Annotated in this window: 5 protein-coding genes; 1 reads left to right on the top strand and 4 read right to left on the bottom strand. The window is 68.8% G+C overall.

Features of this window, described 5'->3' with window-relative positions; translation table 11 throughout:
- Nucleotides 1-105: 105 nt before the first annotated feature.
- The 4 genes from JHD63_RS11405 to JHD63_RS11390 all read right to left on the bottom strand — a co-directional run bounded on the left by JHD63_RS11405 (nt 106) and on the right by JHD63_RS11390 (nt 6,631).
- Entirely contained in the window at nt 106-615 is a 510-nt protein-coding gene (locus JHD63_RS11405; RefSeq protein ID WP_198970869.1) for a c-type cytochrome, read from the bottom strand.
- Nucleotides 616-708: 93 nt separating this feature from the next.
- A complete protein-coding gene (locus JHD63_RS11400) occupies nt 709-2,172 on the bottom strand; it encodes an efflux transporter outer membrane subunit (RefSeq protein ID WP_370590478.1) in 1,464 nt (487 codons plus the stop codon).
- Nucleotides 2,165-5,338, bottom strand: coding sequence for an efflux RND transporter permease subunit (locus JHD63_RS11395; RefSeq protein WP_198970868.1), 3,174 nt, complete (start codon nt 5,336-5,338; stop codon nt 2,165-2,167). Before JHD63_RS11395 ends, JHD63_RS11400 begins: the two co-directional genes overlap by 8 nt.
- 12 nt (nt 5,339-5,350) lie before the next feature.
- On the bottom strand, nt 5,351-6,631 hold the full coding sequence (locus JHD63_RS11390) for an efflux RND transporter periplasmic adaptor subunit (protein WP_198970871.1): 1,281 nt from the start codon (nt 6,629-6,631) through the stop codon (nt 5,351-5,353).
- A 234-nt stretch (nt 6,632-6,865) separates the two neighbouring features.
- Here JHD63_RS11390 and JHD63_RS11385 point away from each other — a divergent pair, with 234 nt between their 5' ends.
- Nucleotides 6,866-7,603 (top strand): TetR family transcriptional regulator, encoded by a 738-nt coding sequence (locus JHD63_RS11385; RefSeq protein ID WP_198970867.1) that lies wholly within the window; start codon nt 6,866-6,868, stop codon nt 7,601-7,603.
- Nucleotides 7,604-7,606 lie beyond the last annotated feature (3 nt).

Raw genomic sequence — 7,606 nt, 5'->3', positions numbered from 1 at the left:
CCCCCCCCCCCCCCCCCCCCCCCCCCCCCCCCCCCCCCCCCCCCCCCCCCCCCCCCCCCCCCCCCCCCCCCCCCCCCCCCCCCCCCCCCCCCCCCCCCCCCCCTTTTAGATGTGTATAAGAGACAGGTCCGGCACCGGGAAGTTGGCGCCGGCGGCGTTGGCCATGTAGACCACGGCGCGGCCGATCTCGATGTCGTCGAAGTCGCCGCCGCCCTGCGGCGCCATGGCGCCCTTGCCGGCCAGCGCCGAGTGCAGCAGCGCGTCGTAGCCGGTCTTGATGCGTGCCGCCCAGGCGGCGACGTCGCCGAACTTGGGGGCACCCGCCACGCCTGCGCTGTGGCAGGTGGTGCACTGGGCCTTGAACACTTCTTCGCCGGACTTGAGCGGACGGTTGGCGTCGCGGATCTCGACGGTGCCGACACGCGCGATGCGCGCGTCGATCGCCTTTTCCATGTCGTCCGCGCCGGCTGCCGGCTTGTTGGCCGAGGTCACGTAGAGCACCAGTCCGATGATCACGAAGATCGGGACCACGAACGACAGGAACACTGTTGTCAGCAACTGCTTGGGCGTCTTGATCGGGCCGGTGTGCGCTTCTTCGTGGGGGGTGTCGCTCATAGCGTCCTCAGCGTTTGTCGGGGGCTTTGCAAATCAACCTTTGATTATAGCCAGCGCCCCTCGGGACGCCGCCCTGGCCGGGCCCGGGCGGGATCAGCGCAGCGGCGCCTGCGCGGCCGGCGCGCTGGCCACGGGCGCGGGCGCCGGATCGCTCCAGCCGCCGCCGAGCACCTTGTACAGCGTGACCTGGTTCTGCAACTGCGCCAGGCGCGTGCTGACCGCCTGCTGCTGCGCCGTGAACAGCGAGCGCTGCGCATCCAGCAGATCCAGGTAGCTGGCCACGCCGTTGCGGTAGCGCAGGTCCGACAGATCGAACGCGGCGGACTGGGCTTCGACCTGGGCCCGCTGCGCGCGCAACTGATCGCCCAGCGTGGGGCGGCCGGCCAGGGCGTCGGCGACCTCGCGGAACGCGGTCTGGATGCTTTTCTCGTACTGCGCGACGGCAATCGCGCGGTTGGCCTCGGATGCGGCCAGGGTGGCGCGGTTGCTGCCAGCATTGAAGATCGGCAGCAGCAGTTGCGGCGCCAGCGTGAAGCCCCAGGAGCCGCTCTTGAACAGGCCCGACAGCTCGTTGCTGGCGGTCCCCGCCTGGGCGGTCAGCGAGATGCGCGGGAAGAAGTTCGCGCGCGCCGCGCCGATGTTGGCGTTGGCCCCGATCAACTGCTGCTCGGCCTGCCGGATATCGGGCCGGTGGGTCAGCAGGTCGGAGGGCAGTCCGGCCGGCAGATCGGCCATGAGCGGGGCGTCGGCCAGGCGCAGTTGCGCGGTGCTGGCGCGGATGTCGTCCGGCAGCGGCTGGCCGAGCAGCAGCACCAGGGCGTTCTCGTCCTGCGCGCGCTGGCGCTGCTGCTGCGCCAGCGTTGCGCGCGCGGATTCGGTCAGCGACAGCGCCTGCTGGTAGTCCAGCGCGGACGCCACGCCGTTGTCCAGCCGCAGCTTGGTGAGCTTGACGGAGTCCTCGCGGGTCTGCAGGGTGCGGCGCGAGATGTCCAGCAGTTCCTCATCGGCCAGCAGGTTGAGCCAGCCGTTGGCCACGGCCGCCACCAGGCTGATCTGCGTGGCCTTGCGGCCTTCCTCGGTGGCCAGGTACTGCGAGAGCGCCTGCTCCTTCAGGCTGGCGATGCGGCCGAAGAAGTCGATCTCCCATGAGGTGACGGCCAGGCCGGCGGAGAAGGTGTTGGCCTGTTTGCCGTTGACGACGCTCGGGGCGCGCGTGGCGCTGGCCGCCAGGCCGACCGCCGGGAACTGCGCGGCGCGCTGGATCTGGAACTGCGCGCGCGCCTGCTCGATGTTGAGCACGGCCACGCGCAGGTCGCGGTTGTTCTCCAGGGCCGCGCCGATCAGCCGGCGCAGCCGCTCGTCGGCGAAGTACTCCTGCCACGGCAGGTCCACCGCGGCCGGCGACTGGGTGTCCGGGGAGGCGGCCGTGGCCAGGGCCGCCGGCCAGTCGGCGCCCACCGGCGCGGCCGGGCGCTCGTAGGTCGGGATCATGCTGCAGCCGGCCAGCAGGGCCGCGGCGGCGAGCGCCGACAGGCGCATCGTAGAGGGCTTAGACATGGTCATCCTTGGCTTGCGTCGCATCCATGCCGGCTTGGCGTGCATGTTCTGCGTAGATCTTCTGCTGGCGCTGGCTGCCCTTGAACAGCGTGCGCACCACCACGAAAAAGACCGGCACGAAGAACACGGCGAGTGCCGTGCCCGTCACCATGCCGCCCAGCACGCCGGTGCCGATGGCACGCTGGCTGGCCGAACCCGCGCCGGAGGCGATCACCAGTGGCACGACGCCCAGCCCGAAGGCCAAGGAGGTCATGACGATCGGGCGGAAGCGCAAGTGCGCTGCCTGCAGCGCCGACTCCACGACGCTCTTGCCCTGCGCCTGCAGGTCCTTGGCGAACTCGATGATCAGGATCGCGTTCTTCGCCGACAGGCCGATGATGGTGATCAGGCCCACCTGGAAGTACACGTCGTTGGCATAGGAGCGCAACAGCGTGGCCAGCAGCACGCCCAGCACGCCCAGCGGCACCACCAGGATCACCGCGAGCGGGATCGACCAGCTCTCGTACAGCGCAGCGAGGCACAGGAACACTGCCAGGATGGCGAAGCCGTACAGGATGATGGCCTGCGCGCCGGCAAGCTTTTCCTCGCGCGACTGGCCCGTCCACTCGAAGCCGAAGCCTTGCGGCAGTTGGGCGGCGAGCTTCTCCATCTCGGCCATGGCCGCGCCCGTGCTGTAGCCCGGTGCCGCATCGCCGCTGATGCGCATCGCCGGATAGCCGTTGTAGCGAATGGTCTGCGTTGCGCCGGTGATCCAGCGCGTCGTCGCGAAGGCCGACAGCGGCACCGGTTTGCCCTGGCTGTTGCTGGCATTGAGCTTGAGCAGGTCGGAGGGCTGCATGCGCGCCGGCGCGTCGGCCTGCACCACCACGCGCTGCATGCGGCCGCGGTTCGGGAAGTCGTTCACGTAGCTCGATCCCAGCGCGGTCGACAGCGCCACGTTGATCGCATCGAAGCTCACGCCCAGCGCGCTGGCCTTGTCGCGGTCGATGTCGATCTGCAGTTGCGAGGCGTCTTCCAGGCCGTCAGGGCGCACCTGATTGAGGATGGGGCTCTTGGCCGCCATGCCCAGCAACTGGTTGCGGGCGTTGACCAGCGCCGTGTGGCCGAGGCCGCCGCGGTCCTGCAGCCGGAAGGTGAAACCGCTGGCGTTGCCCAGTTCGGGAATGGGCGGCGGGCTCAGCGGGTAGATAAAAGCGTCGCGAATGCCCGACAGCGCACCGAAGGCGCGACCGGCCAGGGCGCTGGCGGAGTTGCCGGGTTCCTTGCGCTCGCTCCAGTCCTTGAGCGTCACGAAGGCCAGGCCCGCGTTCTGCCCCTGGCCGGAGAAGCTGAAGCCCAGCACGCTGACCATGCTCTGCACCTCTGGCTGCTTGAGCATGAAGCCTTCTACCTGCTCCATCGCGCTCAGCGTGCGCTCCAGGGTGGCGCCCGGCGGCAACTGCACGTTGACCAGGACGTTGCCCTGGTCTTCCTGCGGCAGGAAGGAGGTCGGCACGCGCAGGTAGGTGAACACCACGGCCGCGACGATGGCGGCGTAGATCACGAGGTAGCGCGCTGCACGGCGCAGGATGCGCGAGACCAGGCCCTCATAGCTCTTGGCCGTGCGCGAGAAGCCGCGGTTGAACCAGCCGAAGAAACCCTTCTTCTCGTGGTGCGAGCCGGCCTCGACCGGCTTGAGCAGCGTGGCGCACAGCGCGGGCGTGAGCGACAGCGCCATGAAGGCCGAGAAGCCGATGGACGCCACCATCACCGCGGAGAACTGGCGATAGATGTTGCCGGTCGAACCCGCGAAGAAGGCCAGCGGCACGAACACCGAGATCAGCACCACGGTCACGCCGATGATGGCGCCCGAGATCTGCTTCATGGCCTTGCGCGTGGCCTCCAGCGGCGGCAGGCCTTCCTCGGACATGATGCGCTCGACGTTCTCGACCACCACGATCGCGTCGTCCACCACGATGCCGATCACCAGCACCATGCCGAACATGGTCAGCACATTGATCGAGAAGCCCAGCGCCAGCAGCGTGGCGAAGGTACCGAGCAGCGCGATCGGCACCACGATGGTCGGGATGATGGTGTAGCGCCAGTTCTGTAGGAACAGGAACATCACCAGGAACACCAGCGCCACCGCTTCGAACAGCGTCTCGGCCACCTGCGTGATGGAGATCTTCACGAAGCGCGAGCTGTCGTACGGGATGTCCCACTTCACGCCATTGGGGAAGTAGCGGGCCAGCTCGGTCATCTTCTGGCGTACCGCCGTGGCCGCGGCCAGCGCATTGCCGCTGGGCGAGAGTTGCACGCCGATGCCGACGGCCGGTTGGCCGTTCAGGCGGGCCGAGGTGGAATACGTCTGGCCGCCGAGTTCGATGCGCGCCACGTCGCGCAGCCGCACGGAAGAGCCGTCGGTGTTGGCGCGCAGCACGATGTTGCCGAACTGCGCGACGCTGCTCAGTTGGCCGTTGACCACCACCGTGGCGGCAATGGTCTGGTCGGACACATTGGGCAGGTCGCCGATGGAGCCGGAGGCCACCTGCGCATTCTGCGCCCGGATCGCGGCGGTGACGTCGGCCGAGGACAGGTTGAAGCCCTGCAGCTTGGCCGGGTCGATCCAGATGCGCATGGCCCGCTCGGTGCCGAACAACTGCGCCTGGCCGATGCCCGGCACGCGCTGCAGCTCGGGCAGCACGTTGCGCGAGGCATAGTCGCCCAGCGCGATCGGGTCGATGGCCGGGTCATCCGAGGACAGGATGGCGAACAGCAGGAAGTTGTTGCGCGACTTGTCCACGCGCACGCCCTGCTGCGTCACGGTCGCTGGCAGCCGCGGCGTGGCGCGCGACAGCCGGTTCTGCACGTCCACCTGGGCCAGGTCCGGATTGGTGCCGGGTTCGTAGCTGATGGTGATCGTGCCCGTGCCGTCGGCCTGGGCCACCGATTCCATGTAGATCAGGCCCGGAGAACCGTTCATCTCGCGCTCGATCACCGCCAGCACGCTGTCCTCCAGCGTCTGGGCCGAGGCGCCGGGATAGGCGGCGTTGATGATGATCGCCGGAGGTGCCACCGGGGGGTACTGCGCGATCGGCAACTGCGTGATCGAGACGCCGCCCATCACGATGATGAACAGCGCGATCACCCACGCGAAGATCGGCCGGTCAATGAAGAACTTTGCCATCGCAACTGCTCCTTACTGGCGCGCTGGGGCAGAGGCGGGGGCGGCGGCGGCACCTTCCTTGGGCGCTCCGGTCGCCGGAGCCGCTCCGGGCGCAGGCGCGGCGCTGCCGGCCGGCGCGGGCGCCTTCCATGGCACGGCCTTCACCGGCGTGCCCGGGGGCACCATCTGCATCTTCTGGAAGCCGTCGACCATCACCTGCTCGCCGACCTTCAGACCGTCGAGCACGACCCAGTTGCTGCCCTTGGAGCTGCCGATCTTCACCGGGCGCTTGGAGAGTTTGCCGTCGGCGCCGACGATGGTCACCGTGTCGCTGTCGGCCGTGCGGGTCACGGCCTGCTGCGGCAGCAGGATGGCGTTGGCGGCCTGCGCCTGCTCCATGCGCACCCGCACGTACAGGCCTGGCAGCAACTGGCCGCCCGGGTTGGGCACTTCGGCGCGCAGCGTGATCTGGCCGGTGCTCGGGTCCACCGAAAGGTCGGAGAACAGCAGGCGGCCGGCGCGGGCGTACTCGCTGCCGTCTTCCATCACGATGCGCACGCTGGCGGCTTCGGCGCCGCTGGCGCGCTTGAGGCGGCCGCTCTGCAGCGCGTCGCGCAGTTTCATGACGTCGCTGGCGGACTGGGTGAAGTTCACGTAGACCGGGTCGATCTGCTGGATGACCGCCAGTTGCGTGGCCTCACCCTGGCCGACCAGCGCGCCTTCGGTCACCAGCGCCCGGCCGATGCGGCCGGAGATCGGAGCCGTCACGCGCGAGTAGTCGAGGTTGATCTTGGCGGTCTGCACGCTGGCGCGGGCCACGGCCAGATCCGCAGCCGCCTGCTTCTGTGCGGCCTCCGCGTTCACATAATCCTGCCGGCTGATGGCGTTGACCTCGACCAGCGGCTTGTAGCGCTCTACCGTGGCCGAGGCCTGCGACAGCGTGGCTTCTGCCCGCGCTTGCGATGCCTGCGCGCTCTGGTAGGCGGCGTTGTAGGGAGCTGCATCGATCTGGAACAGGGCCTGGCCGGCCTTGACGTCGCTGCCCTCGCGGAACAGCCGCTTCTGCAGGATGCCGGCCGCGCGGGCGCGCACTTCGGCGATACGCACCGGCTCCACGCGGCCGGGCAGCTCGGTCGTGAGCCCGACGTCGCCCAACTGCACCGTCACCACGCCCACTTCAGGGGGAGGCATGCCGCCGCCGGCCGCTGCAGCCTGTGCTGCATCCTTCTTGCCGCAGGCTGCGAGCACGATGACCAGGCTGGCAACGGCCAGAGCGCTAGGGATGCGCGCCAGGGGACGCGAGGAGGGCGGCATTGCAGACATGGGAATCCTTCCAGGATCGGCATTGACTGGTGGAAAAGCGCCGGTTGGCGGCTCTGTGGATTGCACGCGGCCGCCGGTCGGGCATTGTTATCAAACGTGAGAGGGCACGAGAGCGCGCCAGTATACATACAATGATGAATGTATAGAGGCAGGCCGATCATCGTGCCCCGCCATCGAGACAACCGCGTTCCGGACCCATCCCGTTCGCTCGACTGAAAGGTGCATATGGCCCGCAGGACCAAGGAAGACGCTCTCGCCACCCGTTCGCAATTGCTGGATGCGGCCGAAAGGCTGTTCCATGACCAGGGGGTCTCGCGCACTTCGCTGCACGACATCGCGGCGGCGGCGGGCACCACGCGCGGCGCGATCTACTGGCACTTCAAGGACAAGGCCGACCTGTTCAACGCCATGATGGAGCGCGTCACGCTGCCCATGGAGAATTCCGCATGCAGGGTCGGCCAGGAGCCCGCGGATGATCCGGTGGCCCAGATCCGGTCCGCGATGCGCAATGCCCTGCAGCTTGTCACGCACGACGCCCAGGTGCGCACCGTGTTCGAGATCGCCACACACAAAGTCGAATACGTGGGCGAATTGCTGGCCCTGAAGGAGCGCCACCTGGCCGTGCGCAGCGAATGCCTGGCCCATGTGGCCGAGGGGCTGCGCCAGGCCGCGGCGCACGAGGGCCGCACGCTGCCGGTGCCAGTGGAACTGGCCGCCCACGGGCTGCATGCCCTGGTCGACGGTCTGATACAGAACTGGCTGCTGGCACCGGAGGCCTTCGACCTGTGCTTGGCCGGGGACGCCGTACTGGATCTGTACCTGTCCGGCCTGGGCTTTGGGCCGGCCAGCCCTGTGCCAGCAACTGCCGACGCAGCGGCGCCATGGCCCGCGGGCACCGCAGGACCAGCTCAGGCGGTGCGGCAACGCAGGCCGGCGATGGAACTGGTCCGCAATAGAGGATAATGC

Origin of the sequence: Xylophilus sp. ASV27 (assembly GCF_016428875.1) — a bacterium.
In the GTDB taxonomy this organism is placed as follows: domain Bacteria; phylum Pseudomonadota; class Gammaproteobacteria; order Burkholderiales; family Burkholderiaceae_C; genus Xylophilus.
Note: the sequence above shows the minus strand (reverse complement) of the source record. Positions and strands in the feature narration are given on the sequence as shown.